The sequence below is a fragment of the Microbacterium flavum genome (assembly GCF_018717645.1).
Taxonomy (GTDB): domain Bacteria; phylum Actinomycetota; class Actinomycetes; order Actinomycetales; family Microbacteriaceae; genus Microbacterium; species Microbacterium flavum.
In genome coordinates, this window is sequence record NZ_JAFLHG010000001.1 from 13,860 (window position 1) to 34,746 (window position 20,887).

Here is a 20,887-nt window from a genome sequence, read left to right on the forward strand (position 1 = left end):
CCCCGATCCACCCGGGCGGGGTGTCGGGGGGCAGCGGCGTCGGTCGGCCGGGTTAGCCTCGATGTCATGAGTCCGGAGGCCTTCGCGCGCATCGCGCCTGATCTCGCCGCCCGGATCGTGGCGGACTCCCGTGATCGCGTCGGCTGGATGCGGGCCCGCTCGCGCGGGATCACCGCCACCGATGTCGCCCAGCTCACGAGCCACACCTCGATCGCGCGGGCGGCCGACGCGAAACTCGGCGCGGGGCGCGGCTTCTCCGGGAACGCCTACACCGATCACGGGCGACGCCGCGAGCCCGAGATCGCCGCCTGGGTGGCGGCGACGCACGGCATCCACCCTTCGTCGGCCCTCTTCCACGCCGTCGTCGAGAGGCGGCACCTCGCCACGCCCGACGGCATCACCGTGGATGCCGAGGGGCGCGTCACGCTCGCAGAGATCAAGACGACCAACAAGACGTGGCGCTCGATCCCCCGGACCTATCTGCGTCAGGTGTGGTGGCAGCAGCACGTGCTCGGCGCCGAGCGCACGCTGGTCGTCTGGGAGGAGCACGACGGCTTCGTGCCCGTCGGAGACGAACCGCGCTGCGCGTGGGTCGAGCGGGATGAGCGGGAGATCGGACAGCTCGTGCGCCTTGCGACCGAGCTCATCGACGAGCTCTACCGCCGCACCATGGCACGTCGCGCCGTGAATCCCGACGTGCCCCCCGCGGGCCCCCGGGAGCCCTTCCGCGCGCTCGCCCTCGCCGACTGATCGGGATTGGTTGACGACGATCAACCATCGGCGTATAGTTGATCCGTCTCAACGGTTGACGTCGCTCAACCATTGCCGCTCGGCACCGTCGCCTCACCTCTCCGCTCCACCCTCCGAAGGAATCCGCATGTCCTCCACGCCTCCTCCCGCCTCCTCCGAGGCCGAGTCGAAGCCGCGCATGACCCACCGCCAGGTGCTCGAAGCCCTCTCCGGGCTCCTGCTCGGCATGTTCGTGTCGATGCTCGCATCCACCGTCGTCTCGACGTCGCTGCCCGTCATCATCCACGACCTCGACGGCAACCAGACGGCGTTCACCTGGGTCGTCACCGCCACCCTCCTCACGACCGCGATCTCCACGCCGATCTGGGGGAAGCTCGCCGACCTGACCAATCGCAAGGTGCTCTTCCAGCTGGCGATCGTCATCTTCGTGCTCGCGACGGCGGCCGCGGGCTTCTCGACGAGCCCCGAGATGCTGATCGCGTTCCGCGCGGTGCAGGGTCTGGGCGCCGGCGGCCTCGCCGCCCTCAGCCAGGTGCTCATGGCCGACATCATCAGCCCGCGTGAACGCGGCCGCTACATGGGCCTGTTCGGCGCCGTCATGGCCGTCGCCACCATCGGCGGGCCCCTGCTCGGCGGCGTCATCACCGACGCCTGGGGCTGGCGCTGGAACTTCTTCGTCGCCGTCCCCTTCGCCGTGCTCGCGCTGATCCTCGTCCAGGCGACCCTGCACGTCCCGGTACGGCCCAAGAAGAAGACCTCGATCGACTACATCGGCATCGTTCTGCTGTCGGTCGCCGTCTCGATGCTGCTGATCTGGGTCACCAACGCCGGAACAGCCACCCAGGGCGACTGGTCGGATCTCGCCAACAACGACTGGTGGAGCCTGAACTCCGTGCTCATGGTCGGGGGCGCGATCCTCGCGGCCGTGCTGTTCATCATCGTCGAGCTGCGCTCGAAGGAGCCGCTGATCCCCCTGACTCTGTTCCGCAATCGCACCTTCACCCTCTCGGTGATCGCGTCGATCGCGACCGGCATCGCCATGTTCGGCGCCTCGGTCTTCCTCAGCCAGTACATGCAGCTCGCACGCGGCGCGACGCCCACCGAGGCCGGCCTCATGACGATCCCGATGATCGGGGGGCTTCTCGTGGCATCCATCGGCGTCGGAGCACTGGTGACGAAGTACGGTCGCTGGAAGCCCTACCTGATCGTCGGATCGGTCCTGCTGATCGCAGGCTCGTCGCTGCTGTCGACGATCCACTACGACACGAACTTCCTCCTCGTCTCGATCTACATGTTCCTGCTCGGAGCCGGCGTCGGCATGACGATGCAGAACCTCGTTCTCGTCGTGCAGAACACGACCCGCCCCGAGGAGATCGGCGTCGCCAGCTCGGGCGTCACCTTCTTCCGCAGCCTGGGCGGCACCATCGGCGTCTCGGTGATGGGGGCGGCCCTCGCCGCTCGCGTCATCGACCTCGTGGCCGACCGCAAGGACGACATCGCGACCGCGCTCATGAGCCTCGGCGACAAGGCGCCGTACTGGGGAGAGCAGCTCCAGTCCGGCGCGCTGCCGAAGGTGTCGGAGATGCCCGAGGCCCTGCGCATCGTGTTCGAGGACATCTACGCGAACGGCATCTCGCACTCGTTCCTCATCGCCGTTCCGTTCGCCGTGATCTCGCTCCTCGCGATCGTGTTCCTGCCGAACAAGTCGCTCACCACGATGACGACCGCGGAGCGCCTGCAGGCGAGCGAGGCCGACCTGGCGACCGTGTCGGTCCCCGAGGCGATGGCCACGCTCACGGCGACCGGTTCGGTCCGCGTGGTGGATGGCGCCGAGCGGCGGGGCGGCGATGCGAACGCCCGCTGAGGCCGACTCGACGGCCACGGACGAGTTCCAGGCCCGCACCGATGCGGTGCGGGCCCTGGAGGGCGAGTTCGGCGAACTCATCGCACGCATGCGGCGCCACCTGATGGAGAACGCCCAGCGCGTGAGCCCGGGCATGCTGCCGGGGGCATACAAGGTCTTCACGACGATCGTCCACCGTGCATGCATCGCTCAGTCGGCGCTCGCGGAGCACCTCGTGGTCGACAAGGGCCAGCTCAGCCGGACGGTCCGCAAGCTCGAGCAGCTCGGGCTCATCCGGCGCGACCCGGACCCCGAGGACGGACGGGCCAGCATCCTCTCCCCGACGGAGCTCGGGCTGGAGCGTCTCGCGGCGGCCCGCGCTCCGCAGGAGGACACTCTCGTGAAGGCGCTGCACGGCTGGCCGATCGACGACATCCGGAACCTCACCCGTCTGCTGCACGCGCTGACGACCAGCTCCCTGCCCTGACCACGAGCGGGGACGGCGACCTTCTCGGTCCGGTAGCACCCGCGTAACACGTCTGAGACATATCCGCGGTTGACTGGGTGTCACCCCAGGCACTCTGCTGGCGACGTCGACACGCGGAAGGATACGTCCATGAAGTTCCGGCCGCTGCGCCTCTCCCCCCTCTCTGATTCCGCAGGAGGGGAGACGGCACCGATCCCGGATGAGATGCGTGCCATCGTCTTCGACGCCGTCGGCGGTCCGGATGCGCTCCGCGCGGCGGTGATCCCGACGCCCAGCCCGGTCCTCAGCGAGGTGCTCGTGCGCGTGGTCGCGGCGGGAGTGAACCCGATCGACGCGAAGACACGCGCCGGAGGCGGGATCGCCGGCGCAATCGGCCGGTTCCCCTCGACGCTCGGCTTCGACTTCAGCGGGGTCGTCGTGGTCTCGCCGTATGAGTCGCACCCCTTCCCGGTGGGCACCGAGGTTTTCGGGATGGCCGCCTTTCCCCGTTCCGGAGGCAGCTACGCCGAGTACGTCGTCGCCCCGACCTTGTCGGTCGCGCGCAAGCCGACGTCGCTTTCGCACGTCGAGGCGGCGGGGGTGCCCCTCGCGGCGCTCACCGCGTGGGGGCTGGTCGTCGAGACCGCGCACGCGCATGAGGGCCAGCGGATCCTCATCCACGCCGGATCGGGTGGCGTCGGCCACTTCGCCGTGCAACTGGCGTCCTACTTCGGCGCCCACGTCACCGCGACCGGTTCGGGCGCGAATCTCGGATGGCTCCGCGACCTCGGAGCATCCGTCGTCGTGGACCGCCTCACCTCCCGCTTCGACGACGTGGTCGGCGAAGTCGATGTCGTCATCGACCTCGTCGGCAATGTCCACGACGACACGGGATCGCGATCCCTCGGCACGCTCCGGCGCGGCGGACTCCACGTCCTGGTTCCGACGGGCTCGTGGCCGGGGTATGCCGAGGCCGCGACCGCCGCGGGGGTCCGGTCGACCTCCTACAAGGTGATCCCCGACGGGGGCGTCCTCTCCACCCTTGCGCGACTTCTCGACTCCGGAGCCATCCAGGTGTACGTCGACCACGTCTTCCCGCTGCCGGACGCGGCGGAGGCCCACCGCGAGATCGAGAAGGGGCACACGCGCGGCAAGATCGTCCTGAGCGTCGCCGACGCCTGAGCGGCGGTCCCACGTCTCGCCCGCCGGGTTCCCCGGCGCGCGCCGGACGTCACGGCGCGATCAGCACCCGGCGCGCCTCGGCCACCACCTCGTCGGCCACCGCATCCAGGAGCGCCGAGCGCAGGCTCCACTGCTGCCAGAAGAGCGGGACGTCGATCGCCGAGCCGCCGAGCGGGAGGAGGGCTCCCTCTGCGAGCCCCGCCGTCTGCAGTGTCGGCAGCAGCGACCACCCCATCCCCCGCAGGGTCGCGGAGGCGAAGTCGTGCGAGGCGGGGATGCGATGGCGCGGCGGCGCTGCCGGGTCGGCTCCCGATGCCAGGAGCCACCGCGTCTGCAGATCGTCTCGCGCGTCGAAGTCGATGACGGGTGCGTGCGCGAGAGCATCCGCCGTCACGCCGTCGGGGAAGTGCGTCGCGACGAAGCGGGGCGTCGCGACCGCCTCGTACCGCAGCACGCCGAGCGCGCGGACGCGGCATCCCGCGATCGGCTCGGCCCGAGAGGTGACGGCGGCCATCACCGTGCCCTCCTCCAGCAGTCGTGCGGTGAAGTCCTGATCGTCGCGATGCAGGTCGAACACCGCGCGGCGCCGCTCGGCCAGTCGCGCCAAGGGAGCGAGGAACCAGGTCGCGAGCGAGTCGGCGTTGACCGCGAGAGGGATGCGCAGTCGCGCCGGATCGTCGCCGAGCTCGCGCGCGACGCCCTGTTCGAGAAGCCGGAGCTGGCGCGCGTACCGGACGAGCGGAGCGGCGGCGGGAGTCGGCTGCAGGGGCTTGGACCGCACGAGCAGCACGCGGCCGACCTCCTCCTCGAGCGCGCGCAGCCGTTGGCTGACCGCGGACGGCGAGATGTGCAGGTCGCGTGCCGCAGCCTCCATGCTCCCGGCGTCGAGAACGGACAGGAGCGTCTCGGCACCCACCGGCGAGATCCGCATCATGAAGCTCTCCTTCACCGGCTGCACAATCCTGAACTGGACTGTAGCAGGCCACCGCTCTAGCGTCGGGGTGTGTCGCACTTCCTCGCGGGCCTCGGCCTCGGCCTCTCCCTCATCGTCGCCATCGGCGCACAGAACCTCTTCGTGCTGCGCCAGGGCGTGCGACGGGAGCATGCGGGCGCCGTCGCGCTGGTGTGCGCGCTGTCGGATGCCGCGCTGATCGCCCTCGGTGTGTCGGGCTTGGGAGCGGTGCTCGCGGCCGTGCCGTGGCTCATCGAGGTCGTGCGCTGGGCGGGCGCGGCGTTCCTCAGCGTCTACGCGGTCCTGGCGGCACGGCGCGCCCTCTGGCCCACGGGAGCGGCGCTGGCGTTCGACGACGGCGTCGGCCGCCGCGGCCCCGACCGCGCCGCGGCGCGCGCGACGGTGACGACGGCCACCCGTGCGTCGGCGCGTCTGGCTCCCGTCCTGCTCACCTGCCTGGCGCTCACCTGGCTGAACCCGCACGTCTACCTCGACACCGTGTTCCTCCTCGGATCCGTCGCCAACGCCCACGGCGAGGGACGGTGGGTCTTCGCTGCCGGGGCGATCGTCGCCTCGTTCGCCTGGTTCTTCTCGCTCGCGCTCGGGGCGCGCTATCTCAGCCGGTGGCTCAGGGCGCCGCGCGCGTGGCGCGTGCTCGACGGCATCATCGCCGTCGTCATGCTCGCCCTCGCGGTGAGCCTTCTCTGGCCGCGCTGACGCGGCATCCCTCCCCCTCCGCACGCCGGCGCGCCAGGATGGAGCGATGAGACGCGTTCACATGCGGGCAGAGGGCGAGGTCCAGGGCGTGGGCTACCGATATACGATGCAGCACGTCGCGGGGAGCAACGGCGTCAGCGGGTGGGTGCGGAACCTCCGCGACGGGCGGGTCGAGGCCGAGATCGAAGGCGAGGATGCCGCGGTGCAGGCCGTCCTCGACTGGGCGGCCGCCGGGCCGCGCGGCGGACGTGTGACCGCGGTCGATGTCCGCGACATCCCGCCAGCGGGCGGGACGGGGTTCGAGATCCGTCGCGACGGCTGAGCCTCGAGGACGCCGGGAGACGCAGAACGACCCCCGCCGAGGCGAGGGCCGTTCTGGATGCCTGGATCAGGCGAGGGTGTTGACGTCCAGCGGGATGCCGGGGCCGAACGTGGTCGACACGGCGCCCTTCTGGATGTAGCGGCCCTTGGAGCTCGACGGCTTCAGGCGCACGATCTCCTCGAGCGCGGCCTGGAAGTTCTCGTCCAGCTGCTCGGCCGAGAACGACGCCTTGCCGACGACGAAGTGCACGTTGGCGTGCTTGTCGACGCGGAACTCGATCTTGCCGCCCTTGATCTCCTCGACGGCCTTGGCCGTGTTGGGGGTCACGGTGCCGGTCTTGGGGTTCGGCATGAGGCCACGGGGACCGAGGACCTTGCCGAGGCGACCGACCTGGCCCATGAGCTCGGGCGTCGAGACGGCCGCGTCGAACGCGGTCCAGCCTGCGGCGACCTTCTCGATGAGCTCGGCGCCGCCGACCTCGTCGGCGCCCGCGGCGATGGCGGCCTCAGCGGCCGGACCCGTCGCGAACACGATGACGCGGGCGGTCTTGCCCGTGCCGTGGGGCAGGATGACCGTGCCACGGACCATCTGGTCCGCCTTGCGCGGGTCGACGGCGAGCTTGAGGGCGACCTCGACGGTGGAGTCGAACTTCTTCGAGCCGGTCTCCTTCGCGAGGTTCACCGCCTCGGTCGCCGTGTAGAACTTGTCGCGGTCGATCTTCGCCGCGTTCGCTTCGTAAACCTTGGACTTAGCCATGTGCGTTATCCCCTCAGCTCTCGACCGTGATGCCCATGGAACGAGCGGTGCCGGCGATGATCAGCGAGGCGGCCTCGATGTCATTCGCGTTCAGGTCGGGCATCTTCGCCTCAGCGATCTGACGGACCTGCTCCTTGGTGAGCTTCGCGACCTTGACCGTGTGCGGGGTCTTGGAACCCTTCGCGACGCCGGCGGCCTTCTTGATGAGCTCCGCCGCGGGCGGGGTCTTCAGGATGAACGTGAAGCTGCGGTCCTCGTAGACGGTGATCTCCACGGGGATGACGTTGCCGCGCTGCGACTCGGTCGCGGCGTTGTACGCCTTGCAGAACTCCATGATGTTGACGCCATGCTGACCGAGCGCGGGCCCGATCGGCGGCGCCGGGTTGGCGGCACCGGCGTTGATCTGAAGCTTGATCAGGCCGGTCACCTTCTTCTTCGGTGCCATTCTCTTTCCTTTCATCGAATCGGATGCCGAGGCATCCGCTTCTCCCACGACGCCGGCATCTCCGGCCCGTGGTGGTCCGCGCGCACGCCGAAGCGTCGCACAAACCTCATGAGTCTAGCCGATCTTCCTGTGAGTCGCTCCCGCGATGGCCGCCCCGGCCGTCACGGGTCCCGGTGCCGCCGGACGATGCGCTCACCGAGCTCGCGCAGGGCGCGACGGACCTCGGTGGGCTCGAGCACCTCGATGGCATCCGCCCACCCGGCGAGCTGCTCGGCGAGGGCGGGCACGCTCTGCGCACGCACCTCGACGACGTGCGGACGCCCGTCGACGGGGCGCCCCTGACGACCGAAGCGGTCACGGAGCGCGCGGAGGGCCCACGGCTCCACGCGGACCAGCGCGCGCGCCTCGCCCCGGAGCCCTTCGACCTCCTCGACCATCCGCCGCCACAGCGCGGGCCCGTCGAAGCCGTCGGGCGGAGCGCCGTGCTCCTCGAGGACGTCGAGAGCGATGATCCGGTCGACGCGGTAGGTGCGGATGCCGTCGAGGTCCGCCGTGCCGTTCCGCGCGGGAGCCGCCAGCAGGTACCAGCGGGCACCGCGGCTGCCGACCACGAGCGGCAGGAGCACCGACGGCCCCGACCTCGCGGCGCCCTCGTACGCGACGCGCACGAGCCGACGGTCAGCGATGGCGCGCTGCACCTGGGAGACGACGGGCCGCTCCCCCGTGTCGTCGGGCTCCCCCCCACGCGGCGTCGAGCACCGTCGCGGCAGCGACCCGCCCGGCCCTCTCGCGGAAGGTGGCGGGGACGGCCCGCATGAGCTTGCGCACGGCGGCGGCGTGCTCGCCTGCGCCCGCACCGCCCTGGCTCAGCCCGACGAACAGAGCAATGGCCTCCCCTTCGGTGAGCCCCGTGAGGTCGGTCCGCGCGCCGCCGATGAGGCGCCACCCGCCCCCGCGACCGCGCGTCGGGTAGATGGGCACCCCCGCCATCGCGAGCGCCTCGAGGTCCCGTCGTGCGGTCGGGACCGAGACCTCGAGCTCCGCCGCCAATTCCGCGGCAGTGATCCTCGCCCGTCCCTGCAGGAAGAGCAGCGCTTGGATCAGCCGGTCAGCACGGATGGTGTCATCTTTTCTCAGAAGTGATCAGAAGATGATCACTTCGCGCTTCAGCATAGAAGAAGCAACGTCTTCCGAACGAAGGAGAAACCCATGTTCCGTGGCCTCGCCAACCTCAACCTCGTCGCCGCCGACATGCCGGCCGCGATCGGCTGGTACACGACCGTGTTCGCCTCCCCGCCCTCCTTCGTCCGGCCCGAGGAGGGGCCGCCGCAGTACGCGGAGTGGCGGTTCGGCGACGACGAGGACGAATTCGCCCTGATGGATGCCCGCTTCCGCCCCGTGCTCGACCGGCCCGGCGGCGCTCTCGTGAGCGTGCACGTCGACGACATCCACGACGAGATGCGACGGCTGACCGCCCTCGGCGCCGCCGAGTTCGACCCGATCACGCCGCGCGGCGAGGGATGGTGGTCGTCATCCGTCACCGACCCGTTCGGCAACCTCGTCGGTCTCATCCAGAGCCCGCACTGGGCAGCGCAGCACGACGGCTGAGTGACGGGAGCACATGCCAGACTGAGCGCCATGGACGGCGGCACCGCAGCGCTCATGAGCATCGGCGACTTCTCGCGCTACTCGGGTCTGAGCGTGCGGATGCTGCGTCATTACGCCGAACGGGGCGTGCTCGTCCCCGTCGAGCGCGACGACCAGAGCGGCTACCGGCGCTACTCCCCCGTCCAGCTGAGCGAAGCGGCGCGCGTGCGGATGCTCCGCGACGCCGGCTGCGGCATCCCCGCCATCGCGGAGCTGCTGCCGCTGTTCGCGCACCCGGATGCGCTCCGCTCCCGCCTGCAGGACCATCTCGACGACCTCGCGGAGCAGGCGCGGCGGGTCGCCGACCAGCGGGACCTCGCGACGCACCTCCTCGACGCGCTCGAGCTGCGCACCCGGGGCCCCGAGGTCACCGAGCGCGTCTTCCCCGCACTGCGAGTGCTGTACCTCCGCCGCACCGTCGCGGACTACCCGGCCGAAGGCTCGCTGTGGGCCGACTTCCAGGGTCCGTACGCCACCCTGTCCGCGGATGATCCGGCGGTGTTCGGCGACGTGGTCGGCGCCACCTACTTCGACGACGAATACCGCGACGCCGACGTGGAGATGGCCATCTGGCGCGAGTACCGCGGGGGCGCCGTGCCGCGAGGCGGCTTCGAGGTCGTGGACCTCCCCGCGCAGCGCGTCGCCACCGTCACTCACCGGGGCGGCTTCGAGACCATCGGCGACGCGACGGCCGCCGCCGGAGCCTGGCTGTCCGCGCAGCGGCGCACCCGCACGGGGCCGATCTTCAACGTCTACGCGTACGGGCCGGGGCGCGACCCGGATCCTTCGACCTGGGTGACCGAGGTCAATGTGCCCATCGCGGGGTGATCCGGCCGCACGATCTCACCCGCTTGACTCTCACACTGTGGCAGACCGCAGGCTCGGAGACGTCGACCGCCCGGTCGACGGACGCTGAGTGAGAGGACTCCGACCATGACCGACCAGGTCAACTACTTCGAGATCGGCACGTCAGACCCCACGGCTGCCCGGGCCTTCTACGGTGAGACGTTCGGGTGGCGCTTCGGGCCGGACGCACCGGGCGACTACCGGATGATCGACGGTGCCGGCAACGGGGGCGGCCTGTGGGACTCGACCTCCGCGGGCGGCGAGACGTGGGCGATCTTCTATGTGGAGGTCGAAGACATCCACGCGAAGCTGGCGCAGGCCACCGCGAACGGCGCCGACACCGTCTTTCCGCTCGTCGACAACGGGACGATCCTGTTCACGCACCTGCGGGATCCGCTCGGCAACCGCTTCGGTCTCTGGCAGCGCAAGGCGCAGGCCTGACCGCGCGAGCGCCCAGAACGGAAGAGGGGAGCGGATGCCGAGGCATCCGCTCCCCTCTTCTCAGAACACGATCAGATCTGCTTGGTGACCTGGTCGAAGGACAGCTCGACCGGAGTCTCGCGCTCGAAGAGCGACACGAGCACGGTGAGCTTGCCGCGCTGGGCGTCGATCTCGCTGATCGTGCCGGGGAGCCCGGCGAACGAGCCCTCCTTGATCGTGATGGTCTCGCCGACCTCGAAGTCCACCTCGGTGATGACCGAGCGGGCCTGCGTCGCAGAGCCCTTCGCGGACCCCTTGGCCGGAGCGACCTCCGCGACCTGGACGAGCGACTTCAGCATGTTGAAGGCCTCTTCGAAGCGCAGCGGCGTCGGGTTGTGGGCGTTGCCCACGAAGCCGGTGACACCCGGGGTGTGGCGCACGACCGACCAGGTGTCCTCGTTCAGCTCCATGCGCACGAGCACGTAGCCGGGGATCCGGACGCGCGTGACCATCTTGCGCTGACCGTTCTTGATCTCGACGACGTCCTCCATGGGGACCTCGACCTGGTAGATGTCCTCTTCGACCTCGAGCGTGTTCTTGCGCTGCTCGATGTTCGCCTTCACCTTGCGCTCGAAGCCGGCGTAGGAGTGGATGACGAACCACTTGCCGGGGAGCGCGCGCAGCTCGGCGCGGAACGCCTCATACGGGTCCTCGGGCTCGGCATCCTCATCGATCTCGGCGCTCTGCTCCGACTCGACGTCGTCCACGACGTCGGCGGCACCGGTCACCTCGGCGACGAAGTCCTCGTCGAGGGCGGGCGCGTCGGGCTCACCGTTCACGTCGGGGCCGTCGTAGGGCGAGACCTCGTCGGCTGCCGCGGCGGCGGCCTCGGCCTCCTCCTCGGCGATCGAGTCGTTGAGGACCTCGGCGGCGGCCTCGGCCTCGGCAGCCTCGTCGATCTCCAGTGCGTCGTTCACGATGGCGTCCGCCTCCGGGTCGTCGATGTCGATGTCCTCGTCCTCGCCGGTGTCGGCGTCATCGTCGTCGTCGACGACGTGGACGGCGAGATGCTCCGCCGGGGCGGAGGAGCGCTCCTCGGCCGCGAGGATGTTGCCCTCCTGGGCCTCGTCGTCCTCGCTGGACTGCTCTGCGGCCGTCGCCCAGTCGGCGTCGTCGGTGTACTTCTCAGGCACGTGGATTCTCTTCCATCGGGGGTGGTGCGGTGAGGGCGGGATGCCGGCGCTCAGCGCGGGACGCCGAAGACGACGTTCACCACCCAGGTGAAGAGCAGGTCGAGGCTGTACACGATCGCCATCATCACGACGACGAAGCCCAGCACGACCAGCGTGTACTTGACGAGCTCCTGGCGGGTCGGCGTGACGACCTTGCGGAGCTCTGCGAACACCTGGCGGATGAAGAGGGCGATCCGCTGGAAGAAGTTCAGCTTCTTCTCGCGGGACGCGCCGCCCGTCGGGACGACCTCGCCGTGCGCCTCTTCCTGGACCATGTACCCACCCATGCGAACTGCTCGGACTTGCTTCTCGCGCCAGCGTCTGCTGGCGCGCTCTGTCAGCGGAACGCTGACGCGCAGGGCGGACAGGAATCGAACCTGCAACCTGCGGTTTTGGAGACCGCTGCTCTGCCAATTGAGCTACCGCCCTAGAGATCCGGAGATCTCGAGGTCAAGCCCGCTCCGTCCGCTCGTGACCCGTGCGATCACGCGCGGGCATGGCGAAAGAATGCAGACTTCAACTGCACTGTCCAGTGTACGTCATGGCCTCCCGCCCCGCGAACCGGCGGCGGCGCGGCGGCCTCGGAGGACGGCCGATCAGTACTGCTGGATGCCGTAGCGGTCGGGCTCCTCCCCGCGCATGATGTCGCGTCCGGACAGAGCAGACGGGGTGATCCGCACGTAGGTGTACTTCAGCGTCGGGATCCACGGCCGCAGCGGCAGCCGATCCGCCGCTTCGACCTCACCGGCATCGGTGAGGCGCTTCGCCGAACCGCGGACGACGACGCTCCAGGCATCCGTCGCGGTGTACTCGTCGACCTCGAAGAGCACCTCGTCATGGATCGTAAGCTCGGTCAGCTTGCTGCCCTCGCCGGTGCGGAAGACGAGGCTCTCGCCGTCGACCGTGTAGTTCACGGGGAAGATGTCCATGACGTCGCCGACGCGGGTGACGAGACGGCCGAGCTCCTGCTCGGCGAGGCGGTCCCAGCAGGCGCGGTCGCTGAGCGGGGTGACGGAGTCCGGAGTGTGGTCCATGACCACATCCTGCTCCTCCGACGGCCGGGACGACAGCCCCGGCCGCCGGGGAAATCCGGGCTCAGCCCGCGGTGCGGATGAGCTTCTTGTTGACGAACTCGTCCGCCGCGAGCAGGCCCATCTCGCGGCCCGTCCCCGATCGCTTCACGCCGCCGAACGGCAGCTCGGGCGAGTCGGCGAGCACGATGTTGACGTAGACCATGCCGGCCTCGATCCTGTCCGCGATGCGCTCCGCCTGCTCCGGGTCGGTCGTGAACACGTAGGACCCGAGGCCGAACGACGTGCCGTTGGCGACCTCGATGGCCTCGTCCTCGTCAGCGACCTTGAAGACCATTCCGACGGGGCCGAAGAACTCCTCGCGGTAGGCGTCCATGTCCGCCGTGACGCCGGTGAGGACGGTCCCGGGATAGAAGGCGCCGTCGCGGACGCCTCCCGTGGCGACCGTGGCCCCTTGCGCGACGGCGCGGTCGACCTGCTCGGCGAGCCGCTCCGCGGCCGTCAGGGAGGACAGCGGGCCGAGCACGGTGTCGCCCTCGAACGGGTCGCCGACCTTGGCATCCGCCATCGCGGCCGTGAACTTCTCCAGGAACGCGTCATACAGGTCGTCCGCGACGATGAAGCGCTTCGCGGCGTTGCAGGACTGCCCGTTGTTGTCCAGGCGCGCCTCCGCGGCCATCTGGACGGCTCCGTCCAGATCGTCGGTCGAGAGCAGGATGAACGGGTCCGAGCCTCCGAGCTCGAGCGCCACCTTCTTGAGGTTGCGGCCCGCGATCTCGGCGACCGCGGCACCCGCGCGCTCGGACCCGGTCACCGACACGCCCTGCACCCGGCGATCGGCGATGACGGTCGCCGACTGGTCGTTCGTGAGTCGCACGTCGACGTACACGCCTTCGGGGAAGCCGGCGTCGAGGTACATCTGAGCGATCGCCGCCGCCGACTCCGGACACTGCGGAGCGTGCTTGAGGAGGACCGTGTTGCCGAGCGCGATGTTCGGCGCCGCGAAGCGGGCCACCTGGTAGTACGGGAAGTTCCACGGCATGATCCCGAGGAGGACGCCCAAGGGCGCCCGGCGGATGACGGCGCTCCCCTCGGCGATCAGGTCGATCGGGGTGTCGGCGGTGATCCGCTCGATGTTGTCGGCGTAGTACTCGGTGATGTCGGCGGCGAAGTCGACCTCGCCTTCGGCCGCCGCGAGCGGCTTGCCCATCTCGCGGACGATGATCGCCGCGAGCTCGTCGCGCCGCTCGCGGTGGAGCTCCGCGACCCGACGCAGGAGCGGCGCGCGCTCCTGCGGGGTGGAGGTGCGCCCCCACGTGCGGAACGCGTGGTCGGCGGCGGCGATCGCCGCGTCGACCTCGGCGTCCGTCGCCGTCGGGTAGGTGGCGAGGGTCTCCCCGGTGGCGGGGTTCGTGACGGCGTAGTCGCTCATGGTGTCCTTCTTCTCACTTCTCACTTCTCAGGCGGCTCGGTCTCGGACTTCTCAGGAGGCCGGGATCAGCGTGTACTTCGTGGACAGGTACTCGTGGATGCCTTCGAGGCCGCCCTCGCGGCCCATCCCCGACTGCTTGACGCCGCCGAAGGGCGCGGCCGCGTTGGAGACGACGCCGACGTTCAGGCCCATCATGCCGGTCTCGAGGCGGTCGATCATGCGGTGTCCGCGGGCGAGGTCCCGGGTGAACACGTAGGAGACCAGGCCGTACTCCGTGTCGTTGGCCAGGCGCACCGCCTCGTCCTCACCCCGGAAGGTCGCGATGGCGAGGACCGGTCCGAAGATCTCCTCGCGGAGGATGTCGCTGCCGGCGGCCACCTCGGTGATGACCGTGGGCTCGAAGAAGGTGCCCGGCCCGTCGATGGCCGACCCGCCCGCCCGGACGGTCGCGCCACGGTCCACGGCATCCTGCACGAGCGCCGCCGTGCCGGCGACCGCCTTCTCGTCGATGAGGGGTCCGATCTGCACGCCCTCCTCCGTGCCGCGCCCGATCTTCATGGCGCGGACGCGCTCGCTGACGCGATCTGCGAACGCCTCGGCGACGTCCGCGTGCACGATGAAGCGGTTGGCCGCGGTGCAGGCCTGGCCGATGTTGCGGAACTTCGCCGCCATGGCCCCGTCGACCGCCGCGTCGAGATCGGCGTCGTCGAACACGACGAACGGCGCATTGCCGCCGAGCTCCATCGAGACGCGGAGCACGCCTTCCGCCGCCTGCGCGATGAGCTTCTTGCCGACAGGGGTCGAGCCCGTGAAAGACAGCTTGCGCAGGCGGGGGTCGGCGATGATCGGGCCCGAGACGGCGGCCGAGGTCGTCGTCGTGATGACGTTCACGACGCCCTCGGGCAGGCCCGCCTCGACGAGCAGCTGCACGAAGGCGAGGGTCGTGAGGGGGGTCAGCTCGGCCGGCTTCACGACGACCGTGCAGCCGGCGGCGAGCGCGGGGGCGATCTTGCGGGTCGCCATCGCGAGCGGGAAGTTCCACGGGGTGATGAAGAAGCACGGGCCGACGGGGCGCTGGCTCACGACCATCCGCCCCGTTCCCTCCGGGGTCATGCCGTAGCGGCCCGAGATCCGGACGGCCTCCTCGCTGAACCAGCGCAGGAACTCGCCGCCGTAGGTGACCTCGCCGCGCGCCTCGGCCAGGGGCTTGCCCATCTCGAGGGTCATGAGCAGCGCGAACTCGTCGGCGCGCTCCGTCAGCAGGTCGAAGGCGCGGCGGAGGATGTCGCTCCGCGTGCGGGCGGGCGTGGCTGCCCAGGCGTCCTGGGCGGCGACGGCCGCGTCGAGGGCGCGGATGCCGTCGGCGGCATCCGCGTCGGCGATCTCGACGAGAGTCTCCCCGGTCGCCGGGTCCTTCACCGGGAAGGTGCCACGAGAACCGTCCTGCCACTCCCCTCCGATGAACAGTCCTCGGGGGAGTTTCTCAAGCAGTGCGGATTCGCTGATCAACGTGCGGCCTCCTTCAGGCGACGGGTGCTGGCGGGGGCGTCCTTGCCGAGCGTCTCGCCTCGGAAGAAGGCGGGGCGCCGGACGGACTGCCAGATCATGAGGACGATGCCGACGACGATGATCAGCATGCCCAGGACGAAGACGATCCCCACCCCGCCGATCTGCGCACCCGAGCCGTAGGCCGGATCCATCGAGTCGATCAGCGTGGTGAAGAAGAGCATGGCGAGGATGAGTCCGCCCACGAGGGGGAACAAGAATGTGAAGAAGACATTCCGCACCGAATCGAACCACTGGTGCCGGAAGTACCAGACGCAGGCGAACGCGGTGAGCCCGTAGTAGAAGCAGATCATCATGCCGAGGGTGAGGATCGTGTCCCACAGGGTGTTCTCGCTGACGATCCGCATGACGGCGTAGAACGCCGAGGCCACGATCGCCGAGACGATCGTCGCGTACCCGGGTGTGAAGAATCGCGGGCTGACGCGCGCGAACGCGGGCGGCAGCGCTCCGTAGTGCCCCATCGAGAGAAGGGTGCGGGCGGGGCCGACGAAGGTCGACTGCAGCGATGACGCCGAGCTGGTGAGCACCGCGAGCGAGACGAGGAACGCGAGCGGCCCCAGGATCGGGCCGGAGAGGTGGAAGAACACGTTCTCCTGGATGTCCTCGTTGCCGAGGCCGAGCTCCCCCGTCCCGACGCCGGCGAACATGATCATGGCGACGGCGAGGAGGAGGTACAGTGACACGATCGTGACGACGGTGAGGGTCGCGGCACGGCCGGGGGTGCGCTCGGGATCCTTGGTCTCCTCGTTCATCGTGAGGGTCACGTCCCAGCCCCAGAAGATGAAGATCGACAGCGACAGGCCGGCGGCGAACGCGGAGAACGAGCTGACGGCGAAGGGGTTGAACCACCCGATGTCGAACGGCTGGTAGTCGAACCCGCCTCCCGTGACGGCCGTGGTGATCGCGGCGACCGCGAAGAAGACGAGGACCAGCACCTGGAATCCGACCAGGAAGTACTGCAGCTTCTGCGTGGTCTGCATGTCGCGGTAGGAGATCCACGTCGCCGCGAGCATGAACAGAAGACAGACCGCGATGTTGATCACGGTGTCGGAAGCGAGATCGGCGATGCTCGGGTCGTTCGTGATCTGGGAGATCAGCAGGAAGAGGAAGTCGACGGCGACGCCGGCGAGGTTGGAGAGGACGAGGATGGTCGCGACGACGAGACCCCACCCGGCCATCCACCCGATCCAGGGTCCGAACGCACGCGCCGCCCATGTGAAGGACGTGCCCGCGTCCGGCATGCGGTTGTTCAGCTCGCGATAGCCGAAGGCGACGAGCAGCATCGGGATGAAGCCGACGAGCACGATCGCGGGGATCTGCGCGCCGACGACGGATGCCGTGGGGCCGACCGCGGCCGTGAACGTGTACGCCGGCGCGATGCACGAGATGCCGATGACCACCGCGCCGACGAGGCCGATGGTGCCGGCGCTCAGACCTTTGCTGGAAAGGCCGCCGGTGGCGGGAGCGGTCGTGGCCGTCGCCTCCGGTGCGGCCGCTGCGTCGCGCTCGCTCATCGTGCGCCTCCTTCGGGACGGATCGTACGGGGCACGACGGCCACGGGGACCGTGATCTCACGCAGCATCTTCGCGGCGGTCGACCCGAGGAAGAGCCGGCGGGGCTGCGCGAGGCGGCTCGACCCGACGAGGACGATCTCGCCGCCCTGCCAGTCCAGGTGGGCGACGGCATCCTCGATGCTGTCGCCGGCGGCGACGATGACGTCGGCGTCGAGGCCGGCGGGGAGCTCGGCCTTCGCCGCCGCCAGCACCTGCTCGGCCTCGGTCGATCCGGCCAGGCGGATCGCGGCGGTGTCGGCGGTCGGCGGCAGGTCGACCGGGAGGAGCGAGAGCAGCCGCACCGGAACACCGGCCGCCTCCGCGAGCGCGCTCGTCGCCTCGATCAGCGCGTCGGCGCCCGGGCGCGTCCCGATCGCGACGGTCACCCGCGTGATCCCCGTCTCGGGCGCGACCTTCCGTGCGCCGCGCGGAACGAGGACGACGGGCACATCGGAGGTGTGCAGCAGCTCGCTGGTCGTCGTGCCGAGGCGATGCCGACCGCGGCTGGCGCCGTCGGCGGCGCCGACGACGATGTAGGAGGCATCCAGGCCGTCCGCGATCTCGACGAGCCCCTCGGCGAAGGACTCCGCCGTGCGCACGTGGGCGTGGGCGATCACGTCGGCGGGGATGCGATCGATCGCCGCCGCGATCCACCGCTGGGCCTGATCGCGCAGGTACCGGTCGTAGCCCGCATCGGGCGGGGTGATGACGCTGCGCTCGGGGCTCGGCAGGATGATCGCAACGTCGAGCACCGCGTCGATCGCGGCGGCGAGGCGGGCCGCGAACGCCACGGCATCCCGCCCCGTCTTGGTGGCGGTGTAGCCGACGACGATGTGCGTCGTCACGACCCGGACCCGTCCTCGGCGCGCGTCTCGAGGATCTGCGACGCCACGAGGCGCCCCATCCGGATCGCGCCGTCCACGTGCTGGTAGCCCGCGCCGGCCATGTCGCTGCAGGCGACGTGGATCGGGCCGACGGCCTCCCGCAGGTAGGCGCCGTAGCGGGACAGGCCGCCGAGGTCGAAGCTCGCGGCATAGGCGCCGCGCGTCCACTCCTCGCTGCCCCAGTCGCTCTCGTAGTAGACGACCGGGTCGAGAGCCTCGGGGCCGTAGTAGTGCGAGAGCGAGGTGAGGATCCTCTCCTTGCGCTCCTGCGCCGAGAGCGCGAACACCCCGTCGGCGTTGAGGTCGCTGACGAAGCCCACGAGGGTGCCGCGCTCATCGCCGTGGTTGCTGTTGTCGTAGGCCTCATGCGACAGCTCGTAGGGGCTGAACGCGGTGCCCGACAGGCCCTTCTCGCGCCAGAACGGCGTCTCGTAGACGGCGTGCACCTTGATGACGAAGCCCATCGAGAGGTGCTGGTGCATCTGGTGCTGGAGGCGCGGGAGCGCCGGCACGAACGAGATGCGGGAGTACAGGACCGGCGCGAGGGCGAGGATCGCCCGGCGGGCGCGCACGGTCATCCCGTCGGATGTCACGGTGACGCCCTCGTCCGACCACTCCAGGGTGCGTACGGGCTGGTTCAGGAAGACATCGTCGCCCAACCTCTCGGCGAGCAGCAGCGGCACCTGCTGGAGGCCGCCGACGACCCGCTTGTCGAGGATGAAGTCGGCGTCGACGAGGTGCGAGTAGCTGCCGGCGGAGGCCGCCATGAGGAGGGATTCGAGCAGCGAGATCGCGTGCGTCGGCTTGGTGAGCATCGCGGAGCCGGTCGCGAACGCCAGGTTCCGAACCGCCTCGTCGTCGTCCGACTGCTCGCGGAGCCAGGCGTCCCACGAGATCGCATCCCACTCCGCGGCCTGCGGGTGCGCCCACGGCCGGTCGGGATCGATGCCGGCCACCATCTCGTCGAGGAGGTCGGTGACCCGGGCGATCTCCGCCTCGGTCTCGGGCGCGACGGGGAACATCTCGCCCTGGAAGCGGTGCGCCGCCCCATCCGGCCCGACGTAGACGCTGTCGCCCTCGCGGTAGCGGCTGAAGGTCTCGAGGCCGAGCTCGTCGACGGTCTCGATGAGCGCCGTCTGGTCGGGCGAGATCCACTGGCCGCCGATCTCGAGCATCGCGCCCTCGATCACATCGGTCCACAGGCGGCCGCCGACCCGGTCGCGCGCTTCGAGCACGGCGACCGAGAGGCCGGCCTTCTTGAGCTCGTTCGCGGCGGTGAGGCCGGCGGCCCCCGCGCCGACGATGACGACGTCTCGCGTGATCTCGGTCATGTCACTCCTTCGTGGTGCCGGTGTCGGCGTGGTGTCGGGGGTCGGGGGCGTCACTGCGCGGCGAGGGCGGCGGCGACGACGTCCAGGCCCTCGCGCAGCAGATCGTCGGGCATGCTCAGCGGCGGCAGGAAGCGGATGACGTTGCCGTAGGTGCCGCAGGTGAGGACGATGACGCCCTCGGCGATCGCGGCCTTCGCCACCGCGGAGGTCAGCGCCGCGTCGGGCGCTCCCGTCGCCGGGTCGATGAACTCGGCGGCCACCATCGCCCCACGGCCGCGGACCTCGCCGATCCGCGGGTCGGATTCCTGCAGGGACTCGAGGCGAGCGCGCAGGATCCCCCCGAGCTCACGCGCCCGCTCGAGCAGTCCGTCGTTCTCGAAGGCGTCGATGGATGCCACGGCCGCCGCGCACGCGACCGGGTTGCCGCCGTAGGTGCCGCCGAGGCCGCCGCCGTGCGTGGCATCCATGATCTCGGCCCGACCGGTCACCGCGGCCAGCGGCATGCCGCCGGCGATGCCCTTGGCCGTCGTGACGAGGTCGGGGACGATCCCGAACAGCTCACTCGCGAACATCGCGCCCGTGCGGGCGAATCCGGTCTGCACCTCGTCGGCGATGAACACGACGCCGTTCGCGCGGCACCAGTCGACGACGGCGGGGAGGAACCCCTCGGCGGGGACGATGAATCCGCCCTCGCCCTGGATCGGCTCGATGATGACGGCGGCGAGATTGTCAGCGCCGATCTGCTTCTCGATGAGCGAGATCGACTTCGCCGCGGCCTCCGCTCCGCTCAGCCCGTCCCGGAACGGGTAGGAGGCGGGTGCCCGGTAGACCTCGGACGCGAACGGTCCGAAGCCGCTCTTGTACGGCATCGCCTTGGCGGTGAGCGCCATCGTGAGGTTCGTGCGGCCATGGTAGGCGTGGTCGAAGGCGACGACGGCCTGACGGCCGGTGAACTTGCGCGCGATCTTGACCGCGTTCTCGACCGCTTCGGCGCCCGAGTTGAACAGTGCGGACTTCTTGGCGTGGTCTCCCGGGGTCAGGCGATTCAGCCGCTCGGCGACGGCGACGTACGACTCGTACGGCGAGATCATGAAGCACGTATGGGTGAACTGCGCGACGGCATCCTGCACCGCCCGCACCACGGCGGGATGCGCGTTGCCGACGCTCGTCACGGCGATGCCGGAGCCCAGGTCGATGAGCGAGTTGCCGTCCGCGTCGACGACGACGCCGCCGCCGGCGGCTACCGCCTCGATCGGGACGGTGTGGGCGACGCCGGCCGCGACGGCGTCGGACTTGCGGGCGAGGAGTTCCTGCGACCGGGGTCCGGGGATGGCGGTGACCAGGGAGCGCCGCTGCGGGAGGGTGGGTCCGCCCACGAGGGCGGTCGTCGTCGAGCTCATGAGGGCGAGCGTAGGCGCGCGGCTGCGGGCCGCACATCCGCCACGGTGTACATTCTGAGCAGCGTGAAGTACGTCGCGTATACCTGCCGCACCACCCCGTGCCCACTCGAGC

At 70.1% G+C, this 20,887-nt stretch carries 23 protein-coding genes and 1 tRNA gene; 9 read left to right on the forward strand and 15 right to left on the reverse strand.

The genetic code is table 11. From position 1 onward, the window contains the following. Positions 1-66: 66 nt before the first annotated feature. The 4 genes from J0P97_RS00065 to J0P97_RS00080 all read left to right on the forward strand — a co-directional run bounded on the left by J0P97_RS00065 (position 67) and on the right by J0P97_RS00080 (position 4,241). Positions 67-750: a YqaJ viral recombinase family protein gene (locus tag J0P97_RS00065; protein ID WP_215485731.1), complete on the forward strand. Its 684-nt coding sequence runs from the start codon at positions 67-69 to the stop codon at positions 748-750. Positions 751-877: 127 nt separating this feature from the next. Further along, positions 878-2,614: an MDR family MFS transporter gene (locus tag J0P97_RS00070; RefSeq protein WP_246539367.1), complete on the forward strand. Its 1,737-nt coding sequence runs from the start codon at positions 878-880 to the stop codon at positions 2,612-2,614. Next, entirely contained in the window at positions 2,598-3,080 is a 483-nt protein-coding gene (locus tag J0P97_RS00075) for a MarR family winged helix-turn-helix transcriptional regulator (protein WP_215485733.1), read from the forward strand. Before J0P97_RS00070 ends, J0P97_RS00075 begins: the two co-directional genes overlap by 17 nt. Positions 3,081-3,209: 129 nt before the next feature. Further along, a complete protein-coding gene (locus J0P97_RS00080) occupies positions 3,210-4,241 on the forward strand; it encodes an NADP-dependent oxidoreductase (protein ID WP_215485735.1) in 1,032 nt (343 codons plus the stop codon). 49 nt (positions 4,242-4,290) lie between these two features. Here the strand turns inward: J0P97_RS00080 and J0P97_RS00085 are convergent, their stop codons facing one another. After that, entirely contained in the window at positions 4,291-5,175 is an 885-nt protein-coding gene (locus J0P97_RS00085) for a LysR family transcriptional regulator ArgP (RefSeq protein ID WP_215485737.1), read from the reverse strand. Between the two features lie 69 nt (positions 5,176-5,244). Between J0P97_RS00085 and J0P97_RS00090 the strand changes: the two genes are divergently transcribed. Together J0P97_RS00090 and J0P97_RS00095 are read left to right on the forward strand one after the other, a co-directional pair. After that, complete coding sequence (locus J0P97_RS00090; protein ID WP_215485741.1) at positions 5,245-5,910, forward strand: LysE/ArgO family amino acid transporter; 666 nt, start codon at positions 5,245-5,247, stop codon at positions 5,908-5,910. Between the two features lie 46 nt (positions 5,911-5,956). Beyond that, the gene (locus tag J0P97_RS00095) at positions 5,957-6,232 is read left to right on the forward strand and encodes an acylphosphatase (protein WP_215485742.1); all 276 of its coding nucleotides are present in this window, start codon (positions 5,957-5,959) and stop codon (positions 6,230-6,232) included. Positions 6,233-6,298: 66 nt separating this feature from the next. Here J0P97_RS00095 and rplA read toward each other — a convergent pair whose 3' ends face one another. From rplA to J0P97_RS00115, 4 genes are all read right to left on the reverse strand, one after another. Further along, entirely contained in the window at positions 6,299-6,988 is a 690-nt protein-coding gene (rplA, locus tag J0P97_RS00100; protein WP_215485743.1) for a 50S ribosomal protein L1, read from the reverse strand. Between the two features lie 13 nt (positions 6,989-7,001). Beyond that, entirely contained in the window at positions 7,002-7,433 is a 432-nt protein-coding gene (gene rplK / locus J0P97_RS00105; RefSeq protein ID WP_215485744.1) for a 50S ribosomal protein L11, read from the reverse strand. Positions 7,434-7,594: 161 nt separating this feature from the next. Beyond that, positions 7,595-8,101, reverse strand: a complete 507-nt coding sequence (locus J0P97_RS00110; RefSeq protein WP_308163284.1) for a helix-turn-helix transcriptional regulator — start codon at positions 8,099-8,101, stop codon at positions 7,595-7,597. Between the two features lie 10 nt (positions 8,102-8,111). Further along, positions 8,112-8,570: a helix-turn-helix transcriptional regulator gene (locus J0P97_RS00115; RefSeq protein WP_215486087.1), complete on the reverse strand. Its 459-nt coding sequence runs from the start codon at positions 8,568-8,570 to the stop codon at positions 8,112-8,114. Positions 8,571-8,642: 72 nt separating this feature from the next. Here J0P97_RS00115 and J0P97_RS00120 point away from each other — a divergent pair, with 72 nt between their 5' ends. From J0P97_RS00120 to J0P97_RS00130, 3 genes are all read left to right on the forward strand, one after another. Further along, on the forward strand, positions 8,643-9,041 hold the full coding sequence (locus J0P97_RS00120) for a VOC family protein (protein ID WP_215485746.1): 399 nt from the start codon (positions 8,643-8,645) through the stop codon (positions 9,039-9,041). Between the two features lie 30 nt (positions 9,042-9,071). Continuing rightward, the gene (locus tag J0P97_RS00125; RefSeq protein WP_215485747.1) at positions 9,072-9,908 is read left to right on the forward strand and encodes a MerR family transcriptional regulator; all 837 of its coding nucleotides are present in this window, start codon (positions 9,072-9,074) and stop codon (positions 9,906-9,908) included. 105 nt (positions 9,909-10,013) lie between these two features. After that, positions 10,014-10,367, forward strand: coding sequence for a VOC family protein (locus J0P97_RS00130; RefSeq protein ID WP_215485748.1), 354 nt, complete (start codon positions 10,014-10,016; stop codon positions 10,365-10,367). Positions 10,368-10,438: 71 nt separating this feature from the next. Here the strand turns inward: J0P97_RS00130 and nusG are convergent, their stop codons facing one another. The 10 genes from nusG to gabT all read right to left on the reverse strand — a co-directional run bounded on the left by nusG (position 10,439) and on the right by gabT (position 20,775). Continuing rightward, a complete protein-coding gene (gene nusG, locus J0P97_RS15840; RefSeq protein WP_215485749.1) occupies positions 10,439-11,539 on the reverse strand; it encodes a transcription termination/antitermination protein NusG in 1,101 nt (366 codons plus the stop codon). Between the two features lie 50 nt (positions 11,540-11,589). Continuing rightward, positions 11,590-11,853: a preprotein translocase subunit SecE gene (gene secE / locus J0P97_RS00140; RefSeq protein ID WP_215485750.1), complete on the reverse strand. Its 264-nt coding sequence runs from the start codon at positions 11,851-11,853 to the stop codon at positions 11,590-11,592. An 81-nt stretch (positions 11,854-11,934) separates the two neighbouring features. Further along, a tRNA-Trp gene (locus J0P97_RS00145) sits at positions 11,935-12,007 on the reverse strand. 167 nt (positions 12,008-12,174) lie between these two features. Then, positions 12,175-12,612 carry a pyridoxamine 5'-phosphate oxidase family protein gene (locus J0P97_RS00150; RefSeq protein WP_215485751.1) on the reverse strand — a complete coding sequence of 146 codons (438 nt, stop codon included), beginning with the start codon at positions 12,610-12,612 and terminating at the stop codon, positions 12,175-12,177. 61 nt (positions 12,613-12,673) lie between these two features. Then, the gene (locus tag J0P97_RS00155) at positions 12,674-14,041 is read right to left on the reverse strand and encodes an NAD-dependent succinate-semialdehyde dehydrogenase (protein ID WP_215485752.1); all 1,368 of its coding nucleotides are present in this window, start codon (positions 14,039-14,041) and stop codon (positions 12,674-12,676) included. A gap of 51 nt (positions 14,042-14,092) precedes the next feature. Further along, the gene (locus J0P97_RS00160; RefSeq protein WP_215485753.1) at positions 14,093-15,550 is read right to left on the reverse strand and encodes an NAD-dependent succinate-semialdehyde dehydrogenase; all 1,458 of its coding nucleotides are present in this window, start codon (positions 15,548-15,550) and stop codon (positions 14,093-14,095) included. Continuing rightward, the gene (locus tag J0P97_RS00165) at positions 15,547-17,121 is read right to left on the reverse strand and encodes an APC family permease (protein WP_215485754.1); all 1,575 of its coding nucleotides are present in this window, start codon (positions 17,119-17,121) and stop codon (positions 15,547-15,549) included. The genes J0P97_RS00160 and J0P97_RS00165 overlap by 4 nt, the downstream gene beginning before the upstream one ends. Next, positions 17,118-18,005: a universal stress protein gene (locus J0P97_RS00170; protein WP_215485755.1), complete on the reverse strand. Its 888-nt coding sequence runs from the start codon at positions 18,003-18,005 to the stop codon at positions 17,118-17,120. The genes J0P97_RS00165 and J0P97_RS00170 overlap by 4 nt, the downstream gene beginning before the upstream one ends. Continuing rightward, the gene (locus tag J0P97_RS00175; protein WP_215485756.1) at positions 18,002-19,375 is read right to left on the reverse strand and encodes a flavin monoamine oxidase family protein; all 1,374 of its coding nucleotides are present in this window, start codon (positions 19,373-19,375) and stop codon (positions 18,002-18,004) included. Before J0P97_RS00175 ends, J0P97_RS00170 begins: the two co-directional genes overlap by 4 nt. Positions 19,376-19,425: 50 nt before the next feature. Next, positions 19,426-20,775 carry a 4-aminobutyrate--2-oxoglutarate transaminase gene (gene gabT, locus J0P97_RS00180; RefSeq protein WP_215485757.1) on the reverse strand — a complete coding sequence of 450 codons (1,350 nt, stop codon included), beginning with the start codon at positions 20,773-20,775 and terminating at the stop codon, positions 19,426-19,428. Positions 20,776-20,887: the final 112 nt, after the last annotated feature.